The 25,302-nt window shown below is 66.6% G+C and carries 24 protein-coding genes; 13 read left to right on the top strand and 11 right to left on the bottom strand.

Going from position 1 to position 25,302, the window contains the following annotated elements; translation table 11 throughout:
- The first annotated feature begins 186 nt into the window (after nucleotides 1-186).
- On the top strand, nucleotides 187-2,682 hold the full coding sequence (gene gyrA, locus BMX07_RS02335; RefSeq protein ID WP_090613103.1) for a DNA gyrase subunit A: 2,496 nt from the start codon (nucleotides 187-189) through the stop codon (nucleotides 2,680-2,682).
- 116 nt (nucleotides 2,683-2,798) lie between these two features.
- Here gyrA and BMX07_RS02330 read toward each other — a convergent pair whose 3' ends face one another.
- Nucleotides 2,799-3,332 carry an Rrf2 family transcriptional regulator gene (locus BMX07_RS02330; RefSeq protein WP_090613098.1) on the bottom strand — a complete coding sequence of 178 codons (534 nt, stop codon included), beginning with the start codon at nucleotides 3,330-3,332 and terminating at the stop codon, nucleotides 2,799-2,801.
- Nucleotides 3,333-3,542: 210 nt separating this feature from the next.
- A complete protein-coding gene (locus tag BMX07_RS02325; RefSeq protein WP_090613094.1) occupies nucleotides 3,543-4,223 on the bottom strand; it encodes a metal-dependent transcriptional regulator in 681 nt (226 codons plus the stop codon).
- A gap of 97 nt (nucleotides 4,224-4,320) precedes the next feature.
- Here BMX07_RS02325 and rocF point away from each other — a divergent pair, with 97 nt between their 5' ends.
- The gene (gene rocF / locus BMX07_RS02320; RefSeq protein WP_090613089.1) at nucleotides 4,321-5,241 is read left to right on the top strand and encodes an arginase; all 921 of its coding nucleotides are present in this window, start codon (nucleotides 4,321-4,323) and stop codon (nucleotides 5,239-5,241) included.
- 107 nt (nucleotides 5,242-5,348) lie between these two features.
- Nucleotides 5,349-6,518, top strand: a complete 1,170-nt coding sequence (locus BMX07_RS02315) for an NAD(P)/FAD-dependent oxidoreductase (RefSeq protein ID WP_090613086.1) — start codon at nucleotides 5,349-5,351, stop codon at nucleotides 6,516-6,518.
- 52 nt (nucleotides 6,519-6,570) lie between these two features.
- On the opposite strand, the gene BMX07_RS02310 is transcribed toward BMX07_RS02315, so the two are convergent.
- Nucleotides 6,571-7,122 (bottom strand): acyltransferase, encoded by a 552-nt coding sequence (locus BMX07_RS02310; protein WP_175480052.1) that lies wholly within the window; start codon nucleotides 7,120-7,122, stop codon nucleotides 6,571-6,573.
- Nucleotides 7,123-7,227: 105 nt separating this feature from the next.
- Entirely contained in the window at nucleotides 7,228-8,124 is an 897-nt protein-coding gene (locus BMX07_RS02305) for a sensor histidine kinase (RefSeq protein ID WP_245742025.1), read from the bottom strand.
- Between the two features lie 200 nt (nucleotides 8,125-8,324).
- Here BMX07_RS02305 and BMX07_RS02300 point away from each other — a divergent pair, with 200 nt between their 5' ends.
- On the top strand, nucleotides 8,325-8,666 hold the full coding sequence (locus BMX07_RS02300; protein ID WP_139210784.1) for a DUF7344 domain-containing protein: 342 nt from the start codon (nucleotides 8,325-8,327) through the stop codon (nucleotides 8,664-8,666).
- Nucleotides 8,667-8,675: 9 nt separating this feature from the next.
- Here the strand turns inward: BMX07_RS02300 and BMX07_RS02295 are convergent, their stop codons facing one another.
- Nucleotides 8,676-9,488 (bottom strand): Nmad3 family putative nucleotide modification protein, encoded by an 813-nt coding sequence (locus tag BMX07_RS02295; RefSeq protein ID WP_090613076.1) that lies wholly within the window; start codon nucleotides 9,486-9,488, stop codon nucleotides 8,676-8,678.
- 185 nt (nucleotides 9,489-9,673) lie between these two features.
- Here BMX07_RS02295 and BMX07_RS24130 point away from each other — a divergent pair, with 185 nt between their 5' ends.
- Nucleotides 9,674-9,844 (top strand): hypothetical protein, encoded by a 171-nt coding sequence (locus tag BMX07_RS24130; RefSeq protein ID WP_175480016.1) that lies wholly within the window; start codon nucleotides 9,674-9,676, stop codon nucleotides 9,842-9,844.
- A gap of 5 nt (nucleotides 9,845-9,849) precedes the next feature.
- Here the strand turns inward: BMX07_RS24130 and BMX07_RS02290 are convergent, their stop codons facing one another.
- Nucleotides 9,850-10,110 (bottom strand): hypothetical protein, encoded by a 261-nt coding sequence (locus BMX07_RS02290; protein WP_090613072.1) that lies wholly within the window; start codon nucleotides 10,108-10,110, stop codon nucleotides 9,850-9,852.
- Nucleotides 10,111-10,399: 289 nt separating this feature from the next.
- On the opposite strand from BMX07_RS02290, the gene BMX07_RS02285 reads away from it, so the two are divergent.
- From BMX07_RS02285 to BMX07_RS02275, 3 genes are all read left to right on the top strand, one after another.
- The gene (locus BMX07_RS02285) at nucleotides 10,400-11,134 is read left to right on the top strand and encodes an MBL fold metallo-hydrolase (RefSeq protein WP_090613068.1); all 735 of its coding nucleotides are present in this window, start codon (nucleotides 10,400-10,402) and stop codon (nucleotides 11,132-11,134) included.
- Between the two features lie 262 nt (nucleotides 11,135-11,396).
- Nucleotides 11,397-14,390 carry an efflux RND transporter permease subunit gene (locus tag BMX07_RS02280; protein ID WP_090613064.1) on the top strand — a complete coding sequence of 998 codons (2,994 nt, stop codon included), beginning with the start codon at nucleotides 11,397-11,399 and terminating at the stop codon, nucleotides 14,388-14,390.
- Nucleotides 14,387-15,142 (top strand): TrmB family transcriptional regulator, encoded by a 756-nt coding sequence (locus tag BMX07_RS02275; RefSeq protein ID WP_090613059.1) that lies wholly within the window; start codon nucleotides 14,387-14,389, stop codon nucleotides 15,140-15,142. The genes BMX07_RS02280 and BMX07_RS02275 overlap by 4 nt, the downstream gene beginning before the upstream one ends.
- 136 nt (nucleotides 15,143-15,278) lie before the next feature.
- Here BMX07_RS02275 and BMX07_RS02270 read toward each other — a convergent pair whose 3' ends face one another.
- Nucleotides 15,279-16,346, bottom strand: coding sequence for an mRNA surveillance protein pelota (locus BMX07_RS02270; RefSeq protein WP_090613055.1), 1,068 nt, complete (start codon nucleotides 16,344-16,346; stop codon nucleotides 15,279-15,281).
- Between the two features lie 195 nt (nucleotides 16,347-16,541).
- On the opposite strand from BMX07_RS02270, the gene BMX07_RS02265 reads away from it, so the two are divergent.
- Both BMX07_RS02265 and BMX07_RS02260 read left to right on the top strand, forming a co-directional pair.
- On the top strand, nucleotides 16,542-17,159 hold the full coding sequence (locus BMX07_RS02265) for a hypothetical protein (protein ID WP_175480015.1): 618 nt from the start codon (nucleotides 16,542-16,544) through the stop codon (nucleotides 17,157-17,159).
- Between the two features lie 179 nt (nucleotides 17,160-17,338).
- Nucleotides 17,339-17,893, top strand: coding sequence for an HTH domain-containing protein (locus tag BMX07_RS02260; RefSeq protein WP_090613051.1), 555 nt, complete (start codon nucleotides 17,339-17,341; stop codon nucleotides 17,891-17,893).
- 83 nt (nucleotides 17,894-17,976) lie between these two features.
- Here the strand turns inward: BMX07_RS02260 and BMX07_RS02255 are convergent, their stop codons facing one another.
- The 3 genes from BMX07_RS02255 to rqcH all read right to left on the bottom strand — a co-directional run bounded on the left by BMX07_RS02255 (nucleotide 17,977) and on the right by rqcH (nucleotide 20,938).
- Complete coding sequence (locus BMX07_RS02255; protein ID WP_090613047.1) at nucleotides 17,977-18,270, bottom strand: hypothetical protein; 294 nt, start codon at nucleotides 18,268-18,270, stop codon at nucleotides 17,977-17,979.
- Nucleotides 18,271-18,392: 122 nt separating this feature from the next.
- Entirely contained in the window at nucleotides 18,393-18,644 is a 252-nt protein-coding gene (locus tag BMX07_RS02250) for a hypothetical protein (protein ID WP_090613043.1), read from the bottom strand.
- Between the two features lie 134 nt (nucleotides 18,645-18,778).
- Nucleotides 18,779-20,938, bottom strand: coding sequence for a ribosome rescue protein RqcH (gene rqcH, locus BMX07_RS02245; protein WP_090613039.1), 2,160 nt, complete (start codon nucleotides 20,936-20,938; stop codon nucleotides 18,779-18,781).
- A gap of 198 nt (nucleotides 20,939-21,136) precedes the next feature.
- Here rqcH and BMX07_RS02240 point away from each other — a divergent pair, with 198 nt between their 5' ends.
- The 3 genes from BMX07_RS02240 (at nucleotide 21,137) to BMX07_RS02230 (ending at nucleotide 23,102) form a co-directional block, all read left to right on the top strand.
- Nucleotides 21,137-21,781, top strand: coding sequence for a hypothetical protein (locus BMX07_RS02240; protein ID WP_090613035.1), 645 nt, complete (start codon nucleotides 21,137-21,139; stop codon nucleotides 21,779-21,781).
- Between the two features lie 67 nt (nucleotides 21,782-21,848).
- Complete coding sequence (locus BMX07_RS02235; protein ID WP_090613032.1) at nucleotides 21,849-22,670, top strand: ZIP family metal transporter; 822 nt, start codon at nucleotides 21,849-21,851, stop codon at nucleotides 22,668-22,670.
- A gap of 78 nt (nucleotides 22,671-22,748) precedes the next feature.
- A complete protein-coding gene (locus tag BMX07_RS02230; RefSeq protein ID WP_090613028.1) occupies nucleotides 22,749-23,102 on the top strand; it encodes a hypothetical protein in 354 nt (117 codons plus the stop codon).
- Between the two features lie 448 nt (nucleotides 23,103-23,550).
- Here the strand turns inward: BMX07_RS02230 and BMX07_RS02225 are convergent, their stop codons facing one another.
- Complete coding sequence (locus tag BMX07_RS02225; protein ID WP_090613024.1) at nucleotides 23,551-25,212, bottom strand: tRNA uridine(34) 5-carboxymethylaminomethyl modification radical SAM/GNAT enzyme Elp3; 1,662 nt, start codon at nucleotides 25,210-25,212, stop codon at nucleotides 23,551-23,553.
- Nucleotides 25,213-25,302 lie beyond the last annotated feature (90 nt).

Below are 25,302 nucleotides of genomic sequence, written 5' to 3'. Positions count from 1 at the left end.
CGCTCCGGGCACGCCTCCGGCGCGCCCTCGGCAAAACTTCGATGAAAAGCACTCCTCCCTCCCCTCCGCGCGGCAAGCCGCGCTCCGGGTCGATCGTCGGCCCGCTCGAGCGTCCGCAGAGCGGACGCTCTCACGGATGTAGTGCTTACGAACCGACTAAACGAGACCACGAAACCGAATGAAGACATGAGTTCAGACGTACCCGATCCGACGGACGTAGAGGCCAGAGTGGTCGAAAACGTCCGTATCGAAGACGAGATGGAGCAGAGTTACATCGACTACGCGATGAGCGTCATCGCGGGACGAGCCCTCCCCGACGTCCGGGACGGCCTCAAACCAGTTCACCGGCGCATCCTGTACGCGATGCACGAGATGGGCGTCACGAGCGGCTCTTCCCACCGGAAGTCCTCGTCGGTCGTCGGCGAAACGATGGGTGACTACCACCCGCACGGCGACAGCCCGATCTACGACGCGATGGTCCGGATGTCCCAGGACTTCTCGATGCGCTATCCGCTGGTCGACGGCCAGGGGAACTTCGGCTCGATGGACGGCGACCCGGCCGCCGCGCCCCGCTACACCGAGGCGCGGATGGCCTCCGTCGCCGAGGAACTCCTCGAGGACATCGACAAGGACACGGTCGACTTCTCGCCGAACTACGACGACCGCCTGCAGGAACCCGACGTGCTGCCGGCGGCGTTCCCGAACCTCCTCGTGAACGGCTCCTCGGGGATCGCGGTCGGGATGTCGACGAACATCCCGCCCCACAATTTAGGCGAGGTCATCGACGCGACGATCGAACTGATCGACAACCCCGACGCGACCGTCGACGACCTGATGGAGCACGTCAAGGGGCCGGACTTCCCGACGGGCGCGAACATCGTCGGCCGGGACGCTATCTACTCGGCGTACAAGACCGGCCGCGGTCGCATCCGCGTCCGCGCCGAGTTCGAGCTCGAGGAGTGGCAGTCCAACCGCGAACGCATCGTCGTCACCGAACTCCCCTTCCAGGCCAACAAGGCTCGCCTCGTCGAGCGCATCGCCGAGGACGTCAACGAGGGCGAGATCGAGGGTGTCTCCGACCTGCGCGACGAGTCCGACCGCGACGGCGTCCGCATCGTCATCGAACTCAAACGCGGCGCGAACGCCGACGTCGTCAAGAACAAACTGCTCGAGAACCACCTCGAGCGGACCTTCGGCGTCATCAACCTCGCGCTGGTCGACGGCCAGCCGCGGGTGCTCTCGCTCAAGGAGACGCTCGAGGAGTATATCGCCCACCGCCGCGAGGTCGTCCGGCGGCGCAGCGAGTACGACCTGGCCGAGGCCGAGGACCGCGCCCACATCCTCGAGGGTCGGCTGACGGCCGTCGAGAACGCCGAGGACGTCGTCGATCTGATCCGGAACAGCGAGGACCGGTCGGCGGCCAAAGCGGCGCTCCGGGAGGCCTACGACTTCTCCGAGGATCAGGCCGACCACATCGTCCGGATGCAACTCGGGAGCCTGACCTCGATGGAGGCTGCCGAGATCGAAGACGAGTACGAGGACGTCCAGGCCGAGATCGAACGCCTGACCGCCATCCTCGAGAGCGAGTCGGAGCTGTTCGCGGTCATCAAAGACGAACTCCGCGAGATCAGAGACGAGTACGCCGACGACCGCCGGACCTCGATCGTCGAGGATCAGGGGACCGTCACCCACGAGGACCTCATCCCCGAAGAGGAGGTGTTCGTCGTCATGACGGAGGACGACTACGTCAAGCGGATGCCGATCGACGGGTTCGACCCCCAGGGTCGCGGCGGCAAAGGGATCATCGGCGCGGACGTCAAGGAGGACGACCGCGTCTCGACGGTCTTCCGGGCGAACACCCACGACTACCTGCTCTGCTTTACGAATCAGGGGGAGGTATACCGGCTCAAGACCTACGAAATCCCCGAGATGGGACGGACCGCCCGGGGCAAATCGGCGGTGAACATCCTCGACCTCGATCCCGGCGAGGACATCACCGCCATCGTCGACACCGACGCCTTCGGCGACGACGAGTTCGTGACGATGGCCACGCGGAACGGCTACGTCAAGCGCACCGCCGGCGAGGAGTTCGACAACATCCTCTCGACGGGGATCATCGCCGCCGACCTCGAGGAGGGCGACGAGCTCGTCGACGTCGAGGTCACCGACGGCTCGCAGGACCTCGTCATCGCGACCGAGGGCGGCATGACGATTCGTTTCGACGAGGACGAAGTCCGCGCGATGGGGCGCAACGCCCGTGGGGTCAACGGTATCAAACTGCAGGAGGGCGACGCCGTAGCCGGGCTGGTCGCGACCGACGAGGGCGACGAGCAGGCGCTGCTGACGGTCACGGAGAACGGGTACGGCAAGCGGACGCTTCTCTCCGAGTATCGCACCCAGTCACGGTACGGCAAGGGGCTGATCGACATCAAGACCGGTGATCGTAACGGCCCCGTGACGGCCGTCAAGGCGGTCGCCGACGACGATCAGCTCGTGATGATGAGCGAACGCGGGCAGATCGTCCGGACCCGCGTCGACGAGATCTCGACCGTCGGTCGGAATACGATGGGTGTGATCGTGATGGACGTCGAAGCTGGGGACGCGGTCGCTGCGGTCGACGACATTCCGGCGGCAGCGGCCGGCGACGACGACGCCACCGGTGACGACGACGGCGCGAACTGAGCTGACCACGCGTCGCTCGGAACGCACCGGCTCGAGGGCGTTTTTCGCAGAGTGGTCGAGGAGCGAGAGCGCAGAGGCTAGACGGAAACGGTGGGAGAACGGGGGAGACTGCCGTGTCAGTGTGCCGGTTCTTCGGCCGGTGCGACCATGTCATCTATCCGCAAGATGAGGATGTTGTTCGTGTCGTCTTTGCCGTCGACGGTCCCCTCGATCAGGAGCTTCGAGAGCGGCGTCGGGCCGACGGTGACCGAATCGTCCTCGTGAATGTCGCTGAGCGTTCCCTGAATGTGGACCTCGGCGCGGCAGAGCTCCGGATGGTGGACGCTCGAGAGATCGATCTCCTCGATGATCGTGTCGTCGACGGGTTCGCCCTCGTGCTGTATCGGGACTGCCGCGGGCTCGTCCATCTGCTGGATCTCGAGCGCCTCGTAGGCCGACGCCGTGGGTTTGTAGCCGCCTTTCGGTCCCGGTACGCCTTCGACCAGCTGGAGTGCTTTGAGACTCTGCATCTGGTTGCGGATCGTTCCAGGGTTGCGATCGACCTGCTCGGCGATGTCCTCCCCTTTGATGGCGTCTTCGGTCTCCTTGTGGAGGTTCGTGAGTGCCCGGAGGATTTTCTTCTGGCTCGGTGTGAGTTCGATTGATGACATAGGTATTAATTCGTATTTGGATTCCTTAAATCCGGCGGGTCAGCCGGCTCGTTTCGCCAGTATTGTGACGTTTGACGCGGACCGGGGAAGAGGTTTTCCTTCGTTCTCCGCGAAGAGATCCGCATCTGTTTTATTCGTATATTGCTAACTCGGAACAAGACGAGGGGTGCGAGCGCCTGCGGCGATCGCGGAGGATCGCTCCGAACCCGACTACAGCTCGGGTTCCGCGGGCGGTGCGACCCAGACGTGGGTCGCGACGGATTCCGGGAGCGAGACGGGGTCGTCGGCCTCGCTCGAGCGAGCGGTCACCATTCCGAACGGGGCGACCTCGAGAATCTCGAGTTCGACGCCGGGCTCGACGCCGTGGTCCGCGAGATAGGAGAGCACGTCCGGGTCGCGGTCGGCGACCTCGGCGACGGTCACGACGGCCCCGGCGTCGAACTCGGCGATCGACTCCCCGTCGGGTCGTGTCGGGGGTTCGAGGTCGGCGCTGGGGATCGGCGACCCGTGCGGATCGACCTCCGGCTCGCCGAGCGCGTCGGCGACTCGGGCCTCGAAGTCCTCGCTGATGTGGTGTTCGAGCCGGTCGGCCTCCGCGTGGACCTCCGACCAGTCGTAATCGAGGTGCTCGGTGAGGTAGGCCTCGAGCAGCCGGTGGTGGCGGACGATCTCGAGGGCGACGGTCTCGCCCTCGTCCGTGAGGGTCACGCCGCGGTACTTCTCCCGGTCGACCAGTTCGCGCTCCTCGAGCTTGTCGAGCATGCTGGTGACCGTCGGCGACGTGACGTCCAGCTCCTCGGCGATCTCGGACGTCTTGATCCGGTCGTCGGTCTCGCGTTGGAGCTGATAGATCGCTTTGAGATAGTCTTCCATCACGTCGCTCAGCATCATGCTGTGCCGAATTTAGACGGGTCTATCCCTAAACCTGTCGCCACCGAGACCGCGATGGGATCGCCACGACCAAACCGGCCCGCCGTGTAGCGGTCGTATGGAGCGAACCGTCAGAATCATCGGTGCACCGATGGACTACGGGGCGAACCGACGTGGTGTCGACATGGGACCGTCCGCGATCCGATACGCCGATCTCGCCGACGGCCTCGAGCGGGCGGGCGTCGAGCCGGTCGACGACGGCGACCTGACGATGCCGCGGGCGGAAGAACGCGACCCGGACGCCGACCAGCCCACTCGCGGGAACGCGAAGTTCCTCCGAGAGGTCGAGGACGTCTGTACGCGGGTAAGCGAACGGGTCGCAGCGACCCTCGCGGACGGCGAGTTCCCGCTCGTCCTGGGCGGGGACCACTCCGTCGCGATCGGCTCGCTGACCGGTTCGGCGCGCGAGGCCGACCTCGGTGCCGTCTGGTTCGACGCCCACGCCGACCTCAACACGCCCGAGACCACCCCCAGCGGGAACGTCCACGGAATGCCCCTCGCCGCGGCCCTCGGTCGCGGCGCGTTCGGCGAGACGGAGTGGGCACCCGCGCCCCGCTTGCGCGAGTCGTCGATCGCCTACGTCGGCCTCCGAAGTATCGACGACCGCGAGCGCGAACTGATTCGCGAGAGCGACATGACGGCGTTCACGATGTCCGACATCGACCAGCGCGGCATCTCGGCGGTCGTCGAGGACGCCCTCGCGGTCGCGACGGACGGCACCGACGGCGTCCACGTCAGTCTCGACCTCGACTGGCTCGACCCCAAGGAGGCACCCGGCGTCGGGACGCCCGTCCGCGGCGGCGTCACCTACCGGGAAGCCCACGCCGCGCTCGAGGCCCTCTCGCGGTACGACGAGGACGAGGGAGTTCTCAGATCGATGGACGTCGTCGAAGTGAACCCGATCCTGGACGAGGCCAACGAGACGGCGACGCTGGCGGCCGAACTGACCGCGAGCACGTTCGGCAAACGGATACTCTAACGTCGCCGGCGAATGCCGCGCGCGTCGAACGAAGACCGTGTGCGAACTGTGAGCACACTGATTCCCGTTTCAACACCTTTGTATCATAGTGTTTCGCAGTGTCGCGTATGACTGAGAACGTCGTCGTGCTCGGTGCCGGGTATGCCGGAACCGGTGCGATCAAAAAGCTCCAGTCGGAGCTCGGGGGCAACGCGCGGCTAACGTGGATCGCTGACGTCGACTATCACCTCGTCCTCCACGAATCCCACCGCGTGATCCGAGATCCGAACGTTCGATCGGACATCACGTTCCCGGTCGAGCAGATCGCGGACCCGTCGACCCGATTCATCCAGGGCGAGGTCACCGGCCTCGATACCGACGAGCAGGTCGTCGAACTCGCCGACACGGACGACGTCGAATACGACTACGTCCTCGTCGGACTCGGCAGTCAGACCGCCTACTACGGCATCCCCGGTCTCGAGGAACACTCGCTGACCCTGAAGAGCCTCGACGACGCGCTCGAGATCCACGAGGCGGTCAACGCGGCCAGCCAGGAGGCGACCCGCGGGGACCCCGCACAGGTCGTGATCGGCGGTGCCGGCCTCTCCGGAATCCAGACCGCCGGCGAGATCGCGGAGTTCCGCGACAGCCACCGCGCGCCCATCGAGATCCACCTCGTCGAAGCGCTCGAGGAGATCTTCCCCGGCAACGACCCCGAAATTCAGCAGGCGCTGCGCGATCTGCTCGAGGAGGCCGGCGTCCAGATCCACACGGACGACCCGATCACCGAAGCCACCGCGGAGCAGATCGAGTTCGACGAGGGCGAGCCCCTCGATCACGACGTTCTCGTCTGGACCGGCGGGATCACCGGCCGCGACGCGATGGACGACGCCGACCTCGAGAAGGAACACAACCGCATCAACACGGGTGCGAACTTCCAGACCTCCGACGAGCGCGTGTTCGCGATCGGCGACTCCGCGATCATCGACCAGGGGGATCAGCCCGCACCGCCGACGGCACAGGCCGCCTGGCAGGCCGCGGACGTGGTCGGCGAGAACATCGCTCGCGCGATCGAGAACCGCCCGCTGCAGACCTGGGAGCACGAGGACAAGGGGACCGTCGTCTCCGTCGGCGAGGAGGCCGTCGCCCACGACGTCAAACCCGCGTTCGGCATCTCGCTCCCGGTCGACACCTTCGGCGGCTTCCCGGCCCAGAACCTGAAGAAGATGATCGCCGCCCGCTGGATCGCCGACATCACCTCCTGGAACGAGGCCCGCAAGTCCTGGCCGTCGCTGTAGCGTGGTCGATCACTGCTGATCCCGACTCGGTCGAAGCGCCTTCGTTCGAAAGCTACGCGGCGGCGGGTTCGTTCCCGTTCCCGTCCCCGTCGCTGTCGTCGCTCATCGATCGCGCCGGCACGCCCGCAACGGTCGTGTCCGGCGGGACGTCGCGGGTAACGAGCGAGTTCGCCGCGATGCGCGCGTCCTCGCCGATCTCGACGCCGGGGAGAATAATCGCACCGGCCCCGATCATCGCGCGCTCGCCGACGACGACCTCGCCCGTTCGGTACTCGTCCTGCAGGAATTCGTGACAGAGAATCGTCGCGTCGTAGCCGACGATCGCGTCCGCTCGCACCGTGATCAGGTCGGGCCAGAAGACGTCCGGCGTCGCCTCGAGCCCCCAGGAGACGCCGTCGCCGACCGTGACGCCGATGCGCCGGAGGAGCCAGCGCTTGAGTCGGAGGCTGGGCGAGATTCGGACCAGCCAGACGACGACGTAGTTGATCGCGACCCGGAGCGGGTGGCGAGCGGTGGTCCAGTGGGCCAGCGAGTTTCGCGGTCCGGGGGTCGGGTGGCGCTCGACGCGGTCGTGTCGCGGCGTCGTGTCGTCGGAACCCGTCACTGAGCGCATCGTTTCTCGCCTCGCTACATGAAACCGATCGGTTCGGAAGCGGGCGGCACGCGCACCGGTCGAACGGCGCCCTCGCCGCTCACCGCGGCGAGCCGGCTACGGAATCACGAGCCGGACCGTCGTCCCTCGCGGCTCGTTGTCCTCGATCGTGAACGTCCCCCCGGCTTTCAGCAGAATCGTCTGTGTCACCCAGAGCCCGACGCCCTCCGAGTGCGCCATCGGCGTTTCGATCCCCTCCTGAAAGACGGTTCGCTCGATCTCGGGCAGGCCCGGGCCGGTGTCGCTCACACAAATCGTGACGCCGTCGGCTCCGTCTGCGTCCATCGCCACGTCGACCGCCGGTTCGGCGACGTCGTTGTGCTCCACCGCGTTCTCGAGGAGTTCGTCGATCGCCGTCTCGAGGCGCGGATCGGTTTCGCGGACGACGCCGTCGGGAACGTCGGTTCGAATCGTCGCGTCGGGGTACCGGTTCCGAGCCTGCTCGGCCCGCAACTCGAGAAGCTGCGAGAGGTTGACCCGTTGGGTCCCGCTCGACTCGCCGAGGACGACGTCCCGGAGCAAGTGGGTCTTCTCGCTCAGTTCGACGAGGCGGTCGGTCTCGGTCCGAATCGTCTCGAGGCGATGGGCGGTCCCGTCGTCGTCGGGGAGATCGTCGGCCAGCAGGTCGGCGTTTCCCCGGATGATATTGCAGGTGTTTCGGAGGTTGTGCCGGATGATCCGCTGGAGGATGCTCGTCTGCTGGAGCGCCCGATCGAGCCGTTCGTTCGTTCGCTCGAGATCCCGTTGCCTGAAAGAGACCAGTCCGTAGAGGAGGACCGACGAACCGAGGACGAACACCCAGCCTTTGACCACCTGTACCGAGATCGCCAGCCCCAGGTTTTCGACGAGCGCGTAGATGAGGAGATCCGAACCGAGGATCCAGAGCGTGCCGATTACCGCGTAGGTCGCGGCGATGGCAGCCGGTGATCGAGCGACCACCGATCTCTCAATCACGTTCGGTCACCGATCTGACGATCGAATCCAGAACGTTTCAAGCTTCGGGCCGGTCGCGTGACGAGACGCTCCCGCAGCCGCCCCCTCGGAACGCTCCAGACGCCGCGATGGCGACGTCGCCCGGTCCAGCCGGTACCCGACCGCCACATCCCTCCCTAGTTAGGGATCACTGGTGTGTCGATCGCCGATCAACGACCGCTATGACACAGTCTCGCTTGGAGTCCCTCGAGGTAGACGCCGTCTGCACGATTCTCTCGGACGCGACGCGACGATCCATCGTGTGCTACCTCCGAGAGGTCGAGTCGGCGACCGCACGCGAACTTGCGGGGCAGCTCGCATCGTCGGACGGTCACGGAGCCGATGACGCCGGCCACGACTCCCGGCGCACCGCGCTCGTCGAACTGGTCCACGTCCACCTCCCGCGACTCGCCGAACACGACATCGTCGAGTACGACGATCCCGCCGAGGAAGTGACGCTGGGCTCGAACGTCGACGAGGTCGAGGCGTTCGTCGAGCCGTCCGAGGGGACTGCGGCCGAGTGACGGGCTCCGTCAGTCCGCGTCGCTTCCGCTGACGGCCGACCGCGAACCGGGAGTCCCGACGAGTTCCCGAAACGCGGCCCCGGACAGGTCACACCGGTAGGCCGGCTTGAACATCATGTTCGCGCCGCCGGCGCGTACGTTCCACGCCGATTCGAGTTCGTCGCGCAGGTAGTACTGCGGTCGATCGTTGCCTGCCGCGACGTAATAGTCGCTGAGCCGAATCGGGTTTCGCCGGAAGAGACCACCGGGCTCGCGGCCGTCGACGATCACGACTCGTTTCTCGAGGTAGAGGTCGCCGTCGCGGGCGCGTTTCGCGTGCGCGTTCGCCGGATGCGCGTCGAGAATCGCCTCGCGCTCGGCGGGCGGCGTGTCGGGGCCGACGACGACGACGTCGTCGACGGTGAAGTAGCCGATCAGATAGCGGTGGGCGCGGTCCCCGCCGGGCCGGCGCAGGCCGGCGTAGAAGCCGACGACGTCGCCCGACTCGAGCGCGCGCAGCCGCGAGACGTAGCCGCTGGTCCGGTGTTCGCCGTAAGTGAGCGCCGCGAAGTTGGGGTCGCGGTGGAGCGGCCACGACTCGAGGGCGTCGCCGGCGACGGTTTCGGCCCCGTCGTGGATCGGTTGGGGCGTGATGCGGGTCGTCAGATCCGCTGCGGTCGCGTCGCGGGCCCGCAACTGCCACGATCCGAGCGTCTCGGACTCGGACGTCTCGCGGGTTTTCTCCGGGATCGGAACGTACTCGAAGCGGCCGTCGTCGTACAGGGGAGCCAGCGCGCCGAGGTTCGTGGTATCAGCGCCGACGCCGGCGAGAACGACAGTCATGGCTCGGTCGTCGTATCGGTCCGCTCGAGACGATGATAAAACCGCCGATCGACACGCCGCCGCTCGGGCGACGCGTTCGCCGCGTTCGGACCCCGCGCTCGAACTGCTCGTCCCGGGCGTCAGCGGGAGTGACTGGCCAGCCCACCTGAGCTAGTCTGAAGTGTGATGCCGTGGAACACGCATCAATGACGCCGGACATACGCCGAGCGGCCGCGATCTGTACGCACTGTGAGAACGTGCTCGCGGTCCGGATACTCCGAGACGAAACGGTGCAACCGATCGGAATCGACGGACGCTGTGCCTGCGGCAACGAATCGTACCGAGTGCTGGGCGACGGGACGACGGCTACCGACTGACCTCGTCACCGATCGGTCGTTCGAGCGGCGTAATAGAGCGGCAGCGAGAGGACGAGAAAGACCGCCCCCATCGCAGCGATCCCGATCCAGACCGTCGACAGCCAGCGGCCGGGAAGCATCCCCGCGATCTCGAGGAGCCAGAGGAGACTGTAGACGCCGACGACGAGCAGGGTGGCGACGTACGCCCGCAGGAGCCACCCGGCGACGCGGTAGAGCGTCGTTTTCGCGACCGACGGCGGGACCGGGTCCTCGAGGCGACCGATCATTCGCTCACCGCCCGGCCCGCGACGGACGCCGCCCGCCCCACGAGACCGGCAGTCGAACTCGAACGTCTCCTGTGGCCTGCCCGCGGACCCGGATCGCCGTCGATTGCGTGCGACACCATCGGAACGATACGCTACGTTGGAGAATCCACCCGCTTGAATCTTTGTGCCGATCCGGACCCCGCGCTACTCGAGGCGCTCGGGACGCCGCCACGACCTCGACGCCGGCAGTCCGCAGGAGTCGACGACGGCGAGAGGTACCCTTATCGGGACGGCCGTTCCACACCCGCGTATGCGTGTCACCTTTCTCGGCACGGGCAGCGCAATGCCCACCGGCGAACGCTTTCAGGCGGGAATTCTGGTTCAGGACGACGGTCGGACGCTGTTGCTCGACTGCGGTGCCGGCGCGCTCCAGCGGCTCCAGCAGTCCGGCGTCGGCTACGAGACCGTCTCGACCGTCCTCCTGACGCACCATCACCTCGATCACGTCACCGATCTGCTGCCGCTGATGAAGGCCCGCTGGCTCGCCGGCGAGGACCACCTCGAGGTCGTCGGCCCGCAGGGAACCAAGCGGCTGGTCGACGACCTCCTCGACGTCTACGAGTACATGCAGGGAAAACTCGATCTCCAGGTTCGAGAGGTGGTCGCCGGCGAGTTCTCCGTCGCGGGGTTCGACGTCTCGGCCTACGAGACCCGACACTCGGTGCCGTGTCTGGCCTATCGGTTCGACGACCGCTTTACCTTCAGCGGCGACAGCGAGGCCTTCGCGGGGCTGGCGAACTTCGCCGAGGGGTCGGCGATCCTCGCTCACGACTGCTCGTTCCCGGACGACGTCGATGTCTCGAACCATCCGACGCCCGATACCCTCGGCCGGGCGCTGGCCGATCGAGAGATCGGTCGCGTCTACCTGACCCACCTCTATCCCCACACCGAGGGGCGGCACGACGAGATGCTCGAGTCGATCGCCGCCCACTACGACGGCGACGTCCGGTTCGCCGACGATCTCAAGACCGTTTCGATCGAGTAGTCGGGCAGCCGCCGACCGCACCGCCGGTCCGGTTCTAATTCCAATGCTGATTCTGACTTCGGTTTCGGTTCCAGTTCTGGTTCGAGATCCGGTTTCGACCATAACCCCTCCTAACAGCGGGTTTCCGCGGCTCCTGCAGCTGTCTCTCGGTTCGGGATCTGCTGACACGAATCCCGAACAGGTATATATGACCGAGTTTGTAGGATCATAACAACAGAATGGTTCCACCCGAGCTTTCGCGACTGGACAGCGAGGTGAACGAATGAGCGTACCCGATCGGCTCGCGGACATCGTCACCACGCACACACGGATCGTACTCGTGGTCCTCCTGCTCACGACGGCGCTCGTCGGGGCCGGGATGCCGATGGTCGACGACGACTCCTCGCTCGACCAGTTCGAGAGCGAATCCGACGAGGCGAAAGCGATCGAGCGAATCGACGAGAACTTCACGAGTCAGCAACGGGAGAACACGACCAGCATCCAGCTGATCGCGCGCGGCGATAACGTCCTGACGAAAGACTCCCTGGTTTCGTCGCTCGAGTTCCAGCAGGAACTCCGGGCGAACGAGTCGATCAATTCGACGCTCGTCGAGAACCGGTCGATCACCGGCGTCGAGAACGTCGTCGCGATTACGGCGATCAAAAACGAGGAGGCCGCCGAACTGAACGAGACGAGCGCACGACTCGAAACCGGACTCGACGAGACGATCGGCCTCCAGCGCCAGTACGAGCAGTTGAACGAGTCCTACGAGAACGGCGCGATCGACGACACCGAGTATCAGGCGCGCTCGAGCGAACTCGAGGCGCAGTTCGACGCCACCGTCGAGAACGCGACGGCGGGACTCGACGAGAACCAGACGGCGCAGTACGAGTCGGCCGTTCAGCAGGCCCGAGCGATCGAATCGCAGCGCTACGCGATCCGCTCACAAAGCGAGAACCCGGAGGAAAACCCCGAGTACCAGCAGCTCGGCGAGCAACTCGAGGGCGTCTATCGGGCCGGAACGGCCGGCGTGCTCGAGGCGGAGTACGCGGCGCTGCAGAGCGAGACCCAGCCGCCGCTCGACGAGCAGCTCGCGACCCTCGAGAACATGAGCGACGCGGAGTACGAGCGGATTCTCGAGGAGACGCTCTCCTCGGACGGATCGGACGACAACGCCGCGATCGCGTTGATGCCCTCGTCCTACGAGCCGGGTAGCACCGAAGCCGAAACGCGGATGACCTTGGTGGTCCAGTCGACGGCCAGCGACGGGACCGGCGGGATGGGCGGCAGTGCGGTCAGCGAGCGAATCACCGACAGTCAGCTCCACATCAGCGACCTGGCACAGAATCAGGAGCAGGACTACGTCACCTTCGGCGCCGGCATCATCACCGACGAGATCGACCGCTCGATGGGCGACAGCCTCGCCATCGTCGGCCCGCTGGCGCTGCTGTTCGTCGTCATCGCGCTCCTGGTCGCGTACCGCGACCTGCTCGATATCGTCCTCGGGGTCGCCGGGATCATCGCCGTCCTCGTCTGGACGTTCGGCTTCATGGGGTGGGCGGACATCGCCTTCAACCAGATGTTCGTCGCGGTGCCCGTCCTCCTGATCGGCCTGTCGATCGATTACGCGATTCACGTCTTCATGCGTCACCGCGAGCAGCGGGAAGCCGACGGCACCGGCGGCACCGTCCGCGGCTCGATGACGATCGCGCTGGCGGGCGTGGGCGCCGCCCTCGTCTGGGTGACGGCCACGACCGTCATCGGCTTCCTCTCGAATCTCGTCAGTCCGATCGGTCCCATTCGGGAGTTCGGCGTCGTCAGTTCCGTCGGGATCGTCGCCGCGCTGATCGTCTTCGGCGCGCTGATCCCGGCCGCCAAGATCGAGATCGACGAGTTCCTCGAGTCTCGCGGCATCGATCGGCGCAAACGCGCGTTCGGGACCGGCGACGGCCGCTTCAGCGACGTCCTGACGGTCGGCTCGACCGCCGCTCGCCGGATCCCGATCGTCGTCATCCTCCTCGTCGCGTTGCTTACCGCGGGCGGCGCGTACGGCGCGACCCAGGTCGACACCAGCTTCCAGGAGGAGGACTTCCTCGCGGAGAGTCCCCCCGCGTGGACGGACCGCCTCCCCGGCGGGATGGCACCCGGTGAGTACCACGCCAAGGACAACCTCGAGTTCGTCAACGACAACTTCCAGCGCCAGGACCGGCAGGCACAGATCCTCGCCGAGGGCAACGTCGACGACGACGAGTTCCTCGAGGCGGTCGACACCGCGCGGAACGATACCGCGAACAGCGGCGTCGCCCACACGCTCGCGACCGGCGACACCGACGTGCAGGACCCGCTCTCGACGATGGAACAGGTCGCCGCACAGAACGAGTCGTTCAACGAGTCGTTCACCGCGGCGGACACCGACGGCGACGGCGTCCCCGACGAGAACGTCTCGGCGCTGTACGACCAGCTCTTCGAGATCGACGATGAGAGCGCGAGCCAGGTCCTCCACCGGACCGACGGCGGGGAGTACGAGTCGGCACGGCTCGTCATCTCCGTGGACGGCGGTGTGACCGCCAGCGAGACGACCAGCGAGCTGCGGACGATCGCCAGCGATCTCGAGGCGAACGGCGACGGTGACTGGAGCACGATCGCCACCGGCGATCCGATCGTCAGCCACATCGTCGAACAGGACCTGCTGGACACCGTCCTCGAGAGTCTCGTGATCACGCTCGTGGCGGTGTTCCTGTTCCTCACCGCGGCGTACCGGCTGACGGGGAACAGCGCGACGCTGGGTGCCGTCACCCTGCTGCCGGTCGCGTTCTCCGTCAGCTGGATTCTGGGGACGATGTACCTCATCGGCATGCCGTTCAACGTGTTGACGGGGATGATCACGAGCCTCACCGTCGGGCTCGGCGTCGCCTACAGCATCCACGTCAGCGCCCGGTACACGCTCGAGCTAGAGCGACAGGGTAACGTCTGGTCGGCGCTGCGAACGACCGTCACCGGCACCGGTGGCGCACTGCTCGGCAGTGCGGCGACGACCGTCGGCGGGTTCGGAACGCTCGCCTTCGCCATCCTCCCCGCACTCCGGCAGTTCGGGATCATCACCGGGCTGACGATCACGTACGCGTTCCTGGCGAGCGTCGTCGTCCTGCCGACGCTGCTGGTCCTGTGGACGCGGTACTTCGGGCCGGACGTCTCGTTCGACGCGTCGGACGACCGGCTTGCAGCGACCGCCGCGAGCGACGGCGGGACCGAACTCGATCGAGGTGGCGACGAGTGAGCGGCGGCAAGGCCGCGGCCGTCGACGCCTTCGAGCAGCTCGGGCTCACCAGCTACGAGGCCAAGGTGTTCATCGCGCTCCACCGTCTGGGTGCCGGGACGGCCAGAGACGTCGCCAACGTCACGGACGTCCCGCGCTCGCAGGTGTACAGCGTCGCCGAGAGCCTCGAGGATCGCGGGCTACTCGAGGTCCAGCAGTCGAATCCGATCCGGTACCGGCCGGTCAGCGTCGACGAGGCGCGAGAGATCCTTCGGGAGCAGTTCGAGCGCGAACAGGACCGCGCGTTCGAACACGTCGAAACGGTCAAGAACGAGCCGGTCGGGGAGGAGACACAGGAGGACATCTGGACGGTTCGCGGCCGTGATCGCGTCGCGGATCGAGCGGTCGACATCATCTCGCAGGCCGACGAACGGATCGTCTTCGGCGCCCGCCTCCCGGAACTCGTCACCGACTCGATCGAACGGGCCCTCACCGAGCGCGCCGCGGCCGGCGTCACGGTGATCATCCTCAGCAGGTCGGAAGCGATCGAAAACCGGTTCGCCGACCACGAGGGCATCGTCCTCAGCCACCCACCGGACCACCGGGCCGACGATCAGCGATCGGGCCGAATCGTCGTCGCCGACAACGACAGCATCCTGCTGAGCGTTCTCGGTGGCGAGCGGTCCGAGACCGCGATCTGGAGTTCGGGGTCGGTGTTCGCGTCCGTCCTGATCCAGCTCATCGAAGCGGGCGAAGAGTTGCCGCCGGAGTAAGCGCGGTCCGCCTGCCGCCGCCGTCTCACAGCGCGGTGTCGATTTTCGGCGTCGCCGCTCGAGCACGAACCGAGCGCCCCGACGCTCGACGACGAGAATCGTCGACTCGCACCCCGAACGAGAGCGGTCGGCTCGATCACTCGAGGCGATATCGCAGCAACGCCGCGATCCCGCCGAGGTTCGAGAGCTGCTGGCCGGGCGGGAACTCGCTCGAGAAGACCGTCACGTCGCCGCCTTTCTGTTCGGCCGTCCGCACGATCTCGTCGACGCTGATCGCCCACTCGCCGTCCGGTCCGCGTTCCTTCTGTAACCGATCGTCGAGCACGAGCAGACGCTCGATCGCACCGAACTCGGCGGCCTGCGCGACCTGTTCGGGGCCGTAGGCCGCCTTGGCACCCTCGGCCATTCTCCGGGTGAGTTCGTCGATATACTCGGCCTCGCTCTCGATGCGGGTCTCCTCCTGGACGTCCGCGACGGCACCGCGCTTGAGCACCTCGTGGACGCCGCGGTCGCCGACAGCCGCCGTGTCGACCATCGTGATCATCTCGGCGACGTCCGGCTCGTTCTCCTCGAGGTACTTGTACGCGTCCTGTTTGGTGAAGCCGGGTCCGGCGAGGATGATCGCGTCGACCTCGAGCCGCTTCAGGACCGTCGCGAGTTCGGCGAACAGCTCAGAACGCCCCCGCGCGTACTCGCCTTTTCCGGTCGTCCCGGTGATCGTCGCTCGCTCTTCGGTGCCGTACTGAGCGACCGTGTGGACGTGGGCTTGCCCCTCCTCGACGGTCGCGATAGCGACGTCGGGGTTTTCGGTCGCCTCCTCGGCCTCCTCGAGTCGGGCCCGCTGGTCGGGCTTGAACCGCTTCTCGATCGATAGCTCCTCGCGTTCCTCGACGTTGAGGGTGTGGTGAAAGCCGAGCTGATCCTCGCGCGAGCAGGCGACGATCTCGCCGCCGACCCGGAGCCGGTTGGCGAATTTGTGAAACTCGACGTCGTCGACGGCGATGGCGACCCACATGTGTTCGCGCTCGCCGCCCGTGTCCCGCATCTGGTCGTCGTTGCGCTGGATCCGCCGAGTCGTATCGCCCGCGACGCGGTCGCCGGGCTCGAGGACGTACTGCAGGTGCCAGAGGTCGTCGACGCTCTCGGGGACGACGGTGACCCGTTCGCGGCCGCCCTCGACCTGCTCCCGGTCTTTGATCTGCATGGGCGTGGATTCGCGGGGCCGCGGTAAGTGGACTGCGATCGGGACGTCCCTCGGTCGACGCGGCGATCGCCGACGCAACCGGGGTTCCCGGGTCGACGGGAGACACGTATCGCAGGTAGCGACAGTCGTGTATATTGTTATCGATTGACGTGGTTAGGGAGCGACGCTATGATCGTTGCGACCCTCCGCTAGGGTATGAACCTGGGATACACCGCTCGACTCGAAGACTTCGGAACGCGTTCGCTCGTGACGCACGCGATCATGGCGCTGACGTTCGGTAGCGCGATCGTCGCGGGGCTGTTCGTCGACGGGCAGGTCGGACTCGTCTCGTTCGTCGCGTTCCTCAACTTCACCGCCGGCGTCTGGATCGCACAGTCGATTCACTCGCTCGGGAACGCACGGACCGACGATTCGTACAACGGAATCCTGTCCGTGCTGTCCGACACCACCGGCGAAAAGAACTACCACGGGCTCGATACCGGCCGACTCGGTCGGCTGGTCACGTTGATCGCGGGTGTCACTGCGGCCTCGCTGTTGGTCTCCGGAGAAGTCCTCTCCGGCACGCTGGCTTCGATCGGCGCCGTCGCGATCGGCGTCGTCGCGCTCGTGACCGCCATGGTCGGCTTCCTGATCGCGATGGGGTCGTCGTTCGACGCGGCCGAGCGACGGGCGGTCCGCAACATCGACCGCGAACGCGACCGCCGCGAGGCGGAGGCGGCCGGCCGACCGACGGCCGAATTCGAGGACGAGTCCGACATCCGGATCTCGATTCACGAGGTCCACATGGACGAGCCGACCTCGGAGCGCCGATAACGACGACGACCGCGGTTCCGCGCGGCGGTCACCGCCTTCGACTTCGGCGTCCGGTACCCTCGAGTTCCGTCCGCACCTGATCCGCGGACTGAGAGTCGATGCCGACCACACGTTGCTAGTTTTATGGTTGTGAACGGTGGCTCGACGAGTGAGGCCGCACCCGAGAGCGGACGGCAAAAATGCCAGACACGAACGCAGATTCCACCGATCCGGTCCGTATCGTCGTCTACCTCCGAGCCGATGCGTCCGCGGCCGTCGTGGACCCGCTCAGGGAAACCGTCACGCGAGCGCGTCGCCTCGAGGACGGGGATGGAGACGCAACCGTCCGCGTCGAGACGTGGGCGTCGGTGCGGCCCGTCCTCGAGAAACTCGACGATTCCGGACCGTCGGTGTCGCCCACTGTCGAGGAGTTTCAGCGCTGGGCCGACCGCGAGGGGTACGCGCTACGTTCGTTCGAGCGGTGCGAAACCACCTCGATGGTCGGGCAACGGCCCGCCGTCCAGGTTCGAGTGCCGACCGTGTGCGTGGCCGTGTACGAAGGCGAGGATCTCCAGTGCGTCGCACCCTGTTCGAACGGTGACCGCACCTACACCGTCGCGGAGTGTCTCACCGCGCTCGAGAACGGGGCGACGGACCCCTTCGTCACGCCGGACGACGCTGGCCGGGACGAACCGGTGCGAGACCGGATCGACGACTGCCTCGGAGATCGCACCCGGATCGGCGACGAGGACTAGCGGCTCGACGGGACGCGGCGCTCGGACTCGAGCGCGGCGACGGGGCACGGGGCTCAGGGTCCGGGAGTCGATACGGGACCGATTCAGTCCCTGAGCTCCTCGAGTTTTCCCTTCGCTTTCTCGAGACCGGATTCGAACGTCTCCTCGATCTCCTCGACGGAGCGCTCGATGTAGTGGACGCGCTCCTTGGGGACCCGGCGAACGATGTCGTTCCCGTCCTCGTCGGTGCCGTACGCGAACAGCCAGTGGTCTTGAAAGTAGGCGATCCGGTCGTTGTCGACGGTGACCCGCTCGTCGTTCTCGCCGGGCGTCTCGTAGACGATGGTCGCGGTGCCCAGTTCCGGCTCGGTGTCGGTGTCGATGTCGATGTCCACCATGGTCGTCGCGTCCACGATCCGCCGTGTCAGTGTGGAGCCGGCAGCTGCCGGCAGACGCGGCCCCTCTCGCGTGGCGACACGCGGATTCCTCGCTGAGAGCCCCCGGCGAGCGGGCGATCCCGTCAGTCGGACCCGGATTCGGTCGACTGGCCCGATCGCTCGTCCGCGTCGGTGTTCCGGAGACCGCTATCGTCCGTCGGCGTCGGTTCGGCCTGCTCCGCCTGGTACGGCTCCGTCCCGGGACCGAGCGCCAGAAACACGAAGAACCCGACCGTGACGACCATCGCCACGACGACGACGGCGGCGACGACTGTCGGTCCGTCGATCCCGCCGCCGAGTACGGCGGGCGACAGCGCCTCGAGTGATGATGTCATCGGCCGTGCTAGCCGGGGGCTCCCGATCAGCGTTGAGCCGTACATCGCTGGGTCGCAGCCCGGCCGCCGTCAGCGGGGCCGTCTGAGCGCGTGTGATCGCGACTCGTTCGGACCGACCGCGACCGGTCGGCGACCTATTTCTCCGTGATCCGGCTGCCGCCCGGCGGCATGAAGTGCTGGATCCGGTCGGGGCTGGCGATCTTGCGGACGAACGTCTCGTCCTCGAACCGCTCCCGGAAGCGACGATAGAGCCGCTTGGCCGTGTCCGCCTGGGCGTACTGTCCGGGCTCGAGTTCGATCGCGGTCACCGCCCGGTCGTCGACGGCCGACGGCGGGCCGCCGATGACGCGCGTGTACGGTTCGCACTGGATACCGACCGCCGCACCGACCGCCGTATCCCGGTAGTACGTTCGGTCGCCCCGGATCGCGAACCCGCCCTTCTCGAGGTACTCGCCGCTCTCGGGCGTCTTCGAGACCTGGTCCGAGTCGACGGCGTAGACGTCGCCCGCGTAGCGGCCGTCCTTCCAGACCGACGAGTAGGAGACGGCGAACTGGGCGGCCTCTTCGATGCTCGAGTCCGGTAGTTCGATGTCGCTCGAGGAGGCCTCGCTCGGATCGGTCGCCTTCAGGACGGTGACGGGGCCGCCGTGGGCCTGCGTGTGGAGGACTTTGTCGCCGGGCTCTAGGTACTTCTTGACGAGTTCCTCGTTCTGGTCGGCGTTGCGGCCGCCGATTACGAGGAAGTCGTCGCTGGTGTGGAACCAGCGAAACCGATCGAACCAGGGTTCGTTTTCCCGGATCGGGATGGACGGTTCCGAGAGCCAGTCGCGGCGATCCGCCTCCTCGCCGTCGTCCGACTCGGCTTCGTCCGCGGTCTCGCTGTCGTCGGCCTCCCACTCGTCGCGGCGGCGCTTGGCGTCCGCTAAGTCCGCTCGCGTGTTCTCGATCGCCGCCAGCGCGCCCTCTTTTTTCTCCTCGACGCGCTTGGCTTCGGTGTAGAGCCGGTCGGCGTTCTGTTCGACGCCCTGCCGGGCGACGAGGTCGATCCGGTCGCCGTCGATCTCGACGGTGACCGTCCCCTCGCTGCCGTCGACGTCGACGACCGCCTCGGCGGCGTCGATGCCGCGGTCGGCACCCTCCTCGAACCGCTCCCGTATCTCGTCCCAGGAGCGATCCTCGTCGCGGGCCCCACGTACCGTCGAGAGGATGTCGTCGACCAGTCCGTACTTCGCGTAGAGCAGTTCGGCCTGCTCGCGCAGCGACTCGGCCTCCTGCTCGAACCCCTCGATCGCACCCCGCTGTTGCTCGATGATCCGCTCGTGTTTGGCGATCTCGGACTCGAAGTCCGGGCGCTGGTCGGTCGGGTCCGGCTCCGCCTCCTCGGCGAGCTCGAGCCGGAAGAAGTAGTCGTCCAGCGCGGACAGGAACGACTCGTAGGATTCCCCGTCGAGACCCTCGTCCTCGCGTTCCTCGAGCGGGAACGGCGTGACGTCGACGACGCGGCCGTCGCTCGCGTCGGGGTCGCCATCGTCCGCCTCGGCGTCGCGCTCGAGGTAGAGCCGCGGATCGAAGTTCCCGTTTCGGAGATCGATCGCGAGCCGTTCGATCGCCTCGTAGAGCCGGTCGTAGACGGTCTCGTCGGCGTCCGAGATGTCCAGTCCCTTCTCGACGCCGGCGCGGGTACACAGCTCCTCGGCGTAGAGGCCCCCGAAGTTGAGCTGCGTCGCGAGCGTTCGGACGACGTCCGTGTCGGAGTCGTCCATCTCGTGGTCGAACGCCTCGCGAGAGATCGTCAGCGGGTTCGTCCGGGTGTCGGGGAACTCGTAGCGCGAGCCCGGGACGACGGTCCGGGACTTCAGCCGGACGGTCTCGAGCGAGTCGATGACCTCGTACTCGCCGTCGGTGACCGCGACGTTCCCCTGCCCGAACAGTTCGACGATGATCCGGGTCGTCCCGTCGTCGCGCTCGAAGACGAACTCGAGGATGCGGTCGAACTCGTACTGCTCGACGCCGGCGAAGTCGGCACCCGACAGCCGATTGCGCAGCATCATCGCGAACTGCGGCGGCCGGCCGGGGGCGTCGGGCACGCGCTCGGGGGCGACCGTGTGGGCTCGCTTGACCTCGCCGACCTCGAGAATCAGTTCCATCCGGCCCCGGTCGAAGTCCCGCATCTTGAGCCGGACGAGATCGTCACCGTAGAGGTAGGCTTTGTCGACCTTCGCTCCCTCGTAGGCCCCGAGTTCCCCGACGAGGGCGGCGAGGTCGACACTTGTAAGCTCCCGCTTTGGATCCATACCTCACACTGCCCGGTCCGGTCAAAAAGACGTGTCGCTCCGACGCGAGCGGCGTCCGCCGGCGAAAACGCGATGCCGCGGGCGAACGGCCCTGTCCTCGAGCCCGCCGCGCGAGGTCGGAAGGCCTAATCCGTGTCGGGACCCAGCACGAGACATGCACGACGCTGTCGGCGGATCCGTTCACGGAGGGCGGGACGCATGAGCGCGGACGACGAGCGACCGTGGCAGAACGTCTCCAAATTTCCGGACTTCCTCGAGCACCTCGAGAGCCAGGGCGGCGCTACGGTCAGCGGGATCATCGACCGGATCGAGGCCGACATCGACATGGACGGTGTCGTCTACCACGATCGCGGCATCCGATCGCCGGGGTACGACGCCACGTTCGTCCCCGAACAGGAGGGGGCGCGACTGCGTCCCGCGTTCAGCGTCGAACTTCACACCGTCGGCCCCCGCAGCGTCTGGGCGGTGTTCGACGCGACGCTCTCCTGGGACTTCTACCTCCTCGAGTCGGCGGGCATCGCGGCGATCGCTTGGGTGAGCGACGAGGAGTACAACGCCGAGGAGGCCGGGATGTTCCTGTCGAAACACGACGCGCTCGCCGCGGGTCGGTTCTCCTTCGGCACTTTCATCTACGCCGGCGAAGACTGGCAGGAACAGCGCGAACTCATCGAGGGGACGGACGCGCCGGCGTTCCTCCAGCGCGACGACGGCAGCACGCTCGTTCCCACCGATCAGGCCGATTTCTACAACGTCGTCAACTCCACGCCCGAGGACTTCCGCACGAACGGCGGGAACGCACCCGCCCACCTCGGCCTGCTCGAGCTCGAAGTCACGATCGACTGACAGCACGCGGCCGGCAGCGTATCCACCGATCGCAAGCGTTTTCGAGACGGCGGCGAACCGAACCGACATGTCCCCGCTCGGCGAAGTCGTCCTCGTCGCCGCAATCGCGGGCTGTACGACCGGGATCGGTGCACTACCGCTCTTGCTCACGGACCGGATCAGTCACCGCGTCTACGACGGCTCGCTCGGGCTCGCCGCGGGCATCATGGTCGGGGCCGCCGTGTTCGCGCTCGTCCTCCCCGGCCTCGAACTCGGCTCGCCGCTCGAGGTCGTCGCCGGAATTCTCGCAGGCGGCGGGTTCCTCCTCGCGGTCAACGCCGGTTTCCCCCACCTGCATCTCCTGTTCCGCGGGGAGCGTATCGAAGGCACGACGGGGACGTTCGATCCCGCGGGCGAGTTGCCCTCGGCCGAGGGCGAACCGATCGGCGACGGCGGCGACGACCTCCGACGGGCCGCGCTGGTCGGCGGCACCGTCACCATTCACAACGTCCCCGAGGGGCTGGCGGTCGGCATCGCGTTCGCGAGCGGTGAAACCGCACTCGGGCTCGCCATCGCGACGGCGATCGCCGTCCAGAACGTCCCCGACGGGTTCGCGATGGCGGTTCCCGCGGTCCGGGCGGGCGTCACCGCACCCCGGACGCTCCTCTACACGACGGTTTCGGGCGGCGTTCCGGAGCCAATCGCCGCGGCCGTCGGCTTCTCGCTGGTCGCGGTCGTCTCCGGTCTCTTCCCCGTCGCCGCCGGCTTCGCCGCCGGCGCGATGATCGCCGTCGTCTTCCGCGAACTCATCCCCTCGAGTCACGGCCACGGCTACGCCGACACGGCGACCGCGGCGTTCGTCGGCGGCTTCGCGATCATGCTCGTCGTCGACACCGTCCTCGCGGTCTGAGTCGGACAGTCCCGCTTCGCCGCCGTCTCGGCCGCCGTTTTCCGCACACTTATAGTGTTGTGACGGTTACATTTTCGTATGATCTCTCGAGAGAACCGCGTCCTCGCCGTCGCGTTCGTGCTCTATTTTCTCGCGCTCGGAACCGGCGCAGCGCTCGGACTCGAGGGGGCGGCGTTCGCGGCCGCCCTCATCGTCGGCGTTCCGATCCTCGGACCGCAACTCTACCTCGCGGCCACCGGCGACGACGAACTCCCACCCGAAACGCGGGTCCGGACGGGCGTGCTGCTCAGCGTGTTTTTGCTCGGCCCCATGGGGGCGAGCGTGACCGGCGGCGAGCGACGGATGATCTGGGGGTTCGCCCTCGCTCTGTTCCTCGGACTCCTCGCGTACGAATTTCGGTCCGGATACCGGCACCGAACGGCCGACCGCTGACGGTATCCGCCGCGTCGTGATCGCCGTGAGTACTCGAGATCGAGCGATCGGAGAACGCGACGGGGCGACGGACGGTCGGAATGGGTCCGGTATCGGGCGCGCCGAGAGTCGCTACAGGGGATCGAGCGACGGGTGGGGATCGGCGCGCCCGAACGGGTAGCAATGCGGTGTGCCGCTGTCGGAGTGGGGGAGTTGACAACGGTGCCGACGACTGTCGGCAGACAGTAGTATCCCGGACACCACTATAAATTTTGTGTAACAGAATGTGAATAATATAGGGCCGGATACTGCCGGCAGCGAGTTGATACGGCGAGATGACCGGACCGTCGTCGAGGACGAGTCCGTCTCACTCCCCGATTAGCTGAATTGAGGCGCTAAGCTCCCTTCCTCAGCGAGCGCCGAAGGCGCGAGCAGGGAGGGGATACAGCGCCGCTCGTTTTTAAATCCGTCACAGACGTTTGCTGACGTACGGCCCGTCCTGATGATAGCCGAGTTTGTTCCGGTAGTACGCTCGAGCGCCGATCCCCGAGATCACGCTCACCGTGTCGTAGCCGGCGTCGGCGGCGAGTGCTTCGGCCCGCTCCATCAGCCGGCGGCCGTAGCCCTGGTGCTGGTGCTGGTCGGTCGCCCCCTCGTCGCCCATCGCCACCTCCGAACCGTAGACGTGTAGCTCCCGGACCAGCGCCGCGTTCTCGAGTTCCGGTCGAACGGGATCGTTCGGGAACCGGAGCCGACAGAAGCCGACGAGGAGGTCCTTCTCGAAGTCCTCGAACGAGATGAAGTGCTCGGTACCGCCGCAGGCCTCGTAGGTCATCACGTCGAGGTCGACGGTTTCGGGTTCCTCGTCGTGCATCCCGGCCTCGCGACAGCGGATGCACTCGCACTCCCACCCGTGCTCGTCCATCCGCTTGCGGGCGAGCTGTCGGAGGTTCGACTTCCAGACGCCGGCGTCGATGAAGTCCGCCGGGATGTCCCGCTGGACGCGCTGCAGCCGCGTGTACCGGGGGATCATGTCCTTGATCTCCGCGATCAGCTCCGCGGCCTCCTCGTTCGACAGCGGCTCGTACTCGTCTCTGTGCCACCAGTCGTAGGTCGCGGTACCGCGCACGACCAGCGTCGGGTAGATCTTCAGGTAGTCCGGCTTCCACTGTTCCGCTTCGAAGAGTCGCCGGAAGTCCTCGAGACACATCTCTTTCGACATGCCGGGCTGGCCGGGCATCATGTGGAAGCCGACCTTGAAGGCCGAATCCCGCAGTCGCTGATTGGCGTCGATCGACTCCTGGACGCCGTGGCCGCGGTGCATCTCTCTATTGATGCGCTCGTAGGTCGTCTGGACGCCGACCTCGACTTTCGTCCCGCCGAGGTCGAGCATCCGATCGATCTGCTCGGGGTCACACCAGTCCGGCTTCGTCTCGAACGTCGTCCCGATGTTGCGGATGTCCGCGGTCTCGTTTTCCGCGATGACGTCCTCGAGATACCGCCACTCGTACTCCTCGCGATCCTCGGCGAAGCTGACGCCCTGTGCTGGTTCGGGCTCCTTGTCGACGTCGTAGTCGTTCATCGCCTCGAGCGCTCGCTTGACGAACCACTCCTGGTAGTCGTGGCTGCGGGCGGTCATCGTCCCGCCCATCAGGATCAGTTCCACCTTGTCGACGGGGTGGCCGATCTGTCGCAGTTGCTCGAGTCGCAGCGTCACCTGCCCGTAGGGGTCGTACTCGTTCTGGACGCCGCGGGCCGCGGCCGGCTCCTCGCCGGTGTAGCTCTGGGACGACGAGAACTCGGAGTCGGGGCCACCGGGGCAGTAGAGACACTTGCCGTGCGGACACCGCTCGGGCGAGGTCATGATCGCGACCGGCGAGACGCCGGAGGCCGTGCGAACTGGTTTGCGCTGGAGCACGGTCTCGAGATCCTCGCGGTGCTCCTCTGGCGCGTAATCGAGCAGTTCGGAGTTCTTCGGCACCTTCGGGGCCGAGTGTTCCGAACAGGCCTCGAGTTTGGCCGTCTCGACCTCGTCGCGCTCGATCTCGCCGGCGAGGATCCGCTCGACGAGCGTCTCACAGACCCGCTCGAACGCTTCGGTTTCGGTCGGTTCTGGCGTCTCGGTACTCACTAGGCGTGATTCGTCGCCGTTCGCGAATAAGCGTGTCGGACTCGCCGATCGAGGTCGGGATTCGGGATCGTAAGTCTGGCGATCCGAGAA

It is taken from the genome of Natrinema salaciae (assembly GCF_900110865.1).
GTDB classification, from domain to species: Archaea; Halobacteriota; Halobacteria; order Halobacteriales; family Natrialbaceae; genus Natrinema; species Natrinema salaciae.
This window is presented reverse-complemented; position numbering and strand designations above follow the sequence as displayed.

Coding starts and splice junctions, on each gene's coding strand:
- rocF (WP_090613089.1), top strand. CDS start 4,321: ATGGAGCGAACCGTCAGAATCATCGGTGCACCGATGGACTACGGGGCG.
- rqcH (WP_090613039.1), bottom strand. CDS start 20,938: ATGGATCCAAAGCGGGAGCTTACAAGTGTCGACCTCGCCGCCCTCGTC.
- BMX07_RS02290 (WP_090613072.1), bottom strand. CDS start 10,110: ATGATCGGTCGCCTCGAGGACCCGGTCCCGCCGTCGGTCGCGAAAACG.
- BMX07_RS02295 (WP_090613076.1), bottom strand. CDS start 9,488: ATGACTGTCGTTCTCGCCGGCGTCGGCGCTGATACCACGAACCTCGGC.
- BMX07_RS02230 (WP_090613028.1), top strand. CDS start 22,749: ATGATCTCTCGAGAGAACCGCGTCCTCGCCGTCGCGTTCGTGCTCTAT.
- BMX07_RS02315 (WP_090613086.1), top strand. CDS start 5,349: ATGACTGAGAACGTCGTCGTGCTCGGTGCCGGGTATGCCGGAACCGGT.
- BMX07_RS24130 (WP_175480016.1), top strand. CDS start 9,674: ATGACGCCGGACATACGCCGAGCGGCCGCGATCTGTACGCACTGTGAG.
- BMX07_RS02270 (WP_090613055.1), bottom strand. CDS start 16,346: ATGCAGATCAAAGACCGGGAGCAGGTCGAGGGCGGCCGCGAACGGGTC.
- BMX07_RS02325 (WP_090613094.1), bottom strand. CDS start 4,223: ATGATGCTGAGCGACGTGATGGAAGACTATCTCAAAGCGATCTATCAG.
- BMX07_RS02240 (WP_090613035.1), top strand. CDS start 21,137: ATGAGCGCGGACGACGAGCGACCGTGGCAGAACGTCTCCAAATTTCCG.
- BMX07_RS02265 (WP_175480015.1), top strand. CDS start 16,542: ATGAACCTGGGATACACCGCTCGACTCGAAGACTTCGGAACGCGTTCG.
- BMX07_RS02260 (WP_090613051.1), top strand. CDS start 17,339: ATGCCAGACACGAACGCAGATTCCACCGATCCGGTCCGTATCGTCGTC.
- BMX07_RS02235 (WP_090613032.1), top strand. CDS start 21,849: ATGTCCCCGCTCGGCGAAGTCGTCCTCGTCGCCGCAATCGCGGGCTGT.
- BMX07_RS02280 (WP_090613064.1), top strand. CDS start 11,397: ATGAGCGTACCCGATCGGCTCGCGGACATCGTCACCACGCACACACGG.
- BMX07_RS02285 (WP_090613068.1), top strand. CDS start 10,400: ATGCGTGTCACCTTTCTCGGCACGGGCAGCGCAATGCCCACCGGCGAA.
- BMX07_RS02300 (WP_139210784.1), top strand. CDS start 8,325: ATGACACAGTCTCGCTTGGAGTCCCTCGAGGTAGACGCCGTCTGCACG.
- BMX07_RS02250 (WP_090613043.1), bottom strand. CDS start 18,644: ATGACATCATCACTCGAGGCGCTGTCGCCCGCCGTACTCGGCGGCGGG.
- gyrA (WP_090613103.1), top strand. CDS start 187: ATGAGTTCAGACGTACCCGATCCGACGGACGTAGAGGCCAGAGTGGTC.
- BMX07_RS02330 (WP_090613098.1), bottom strand. CDS start 3,332: ATGTCATCAATCGAACTCACACCGAGCCAGAAGAAAATCCTCCGGGCA.
- BMX07_RS02255 (WP_090613047.1), bottom strand. CDS start 18,270: ATGGTGGACATCGACATCGACACCGACACCGAGCCGGAACTGGGCACC.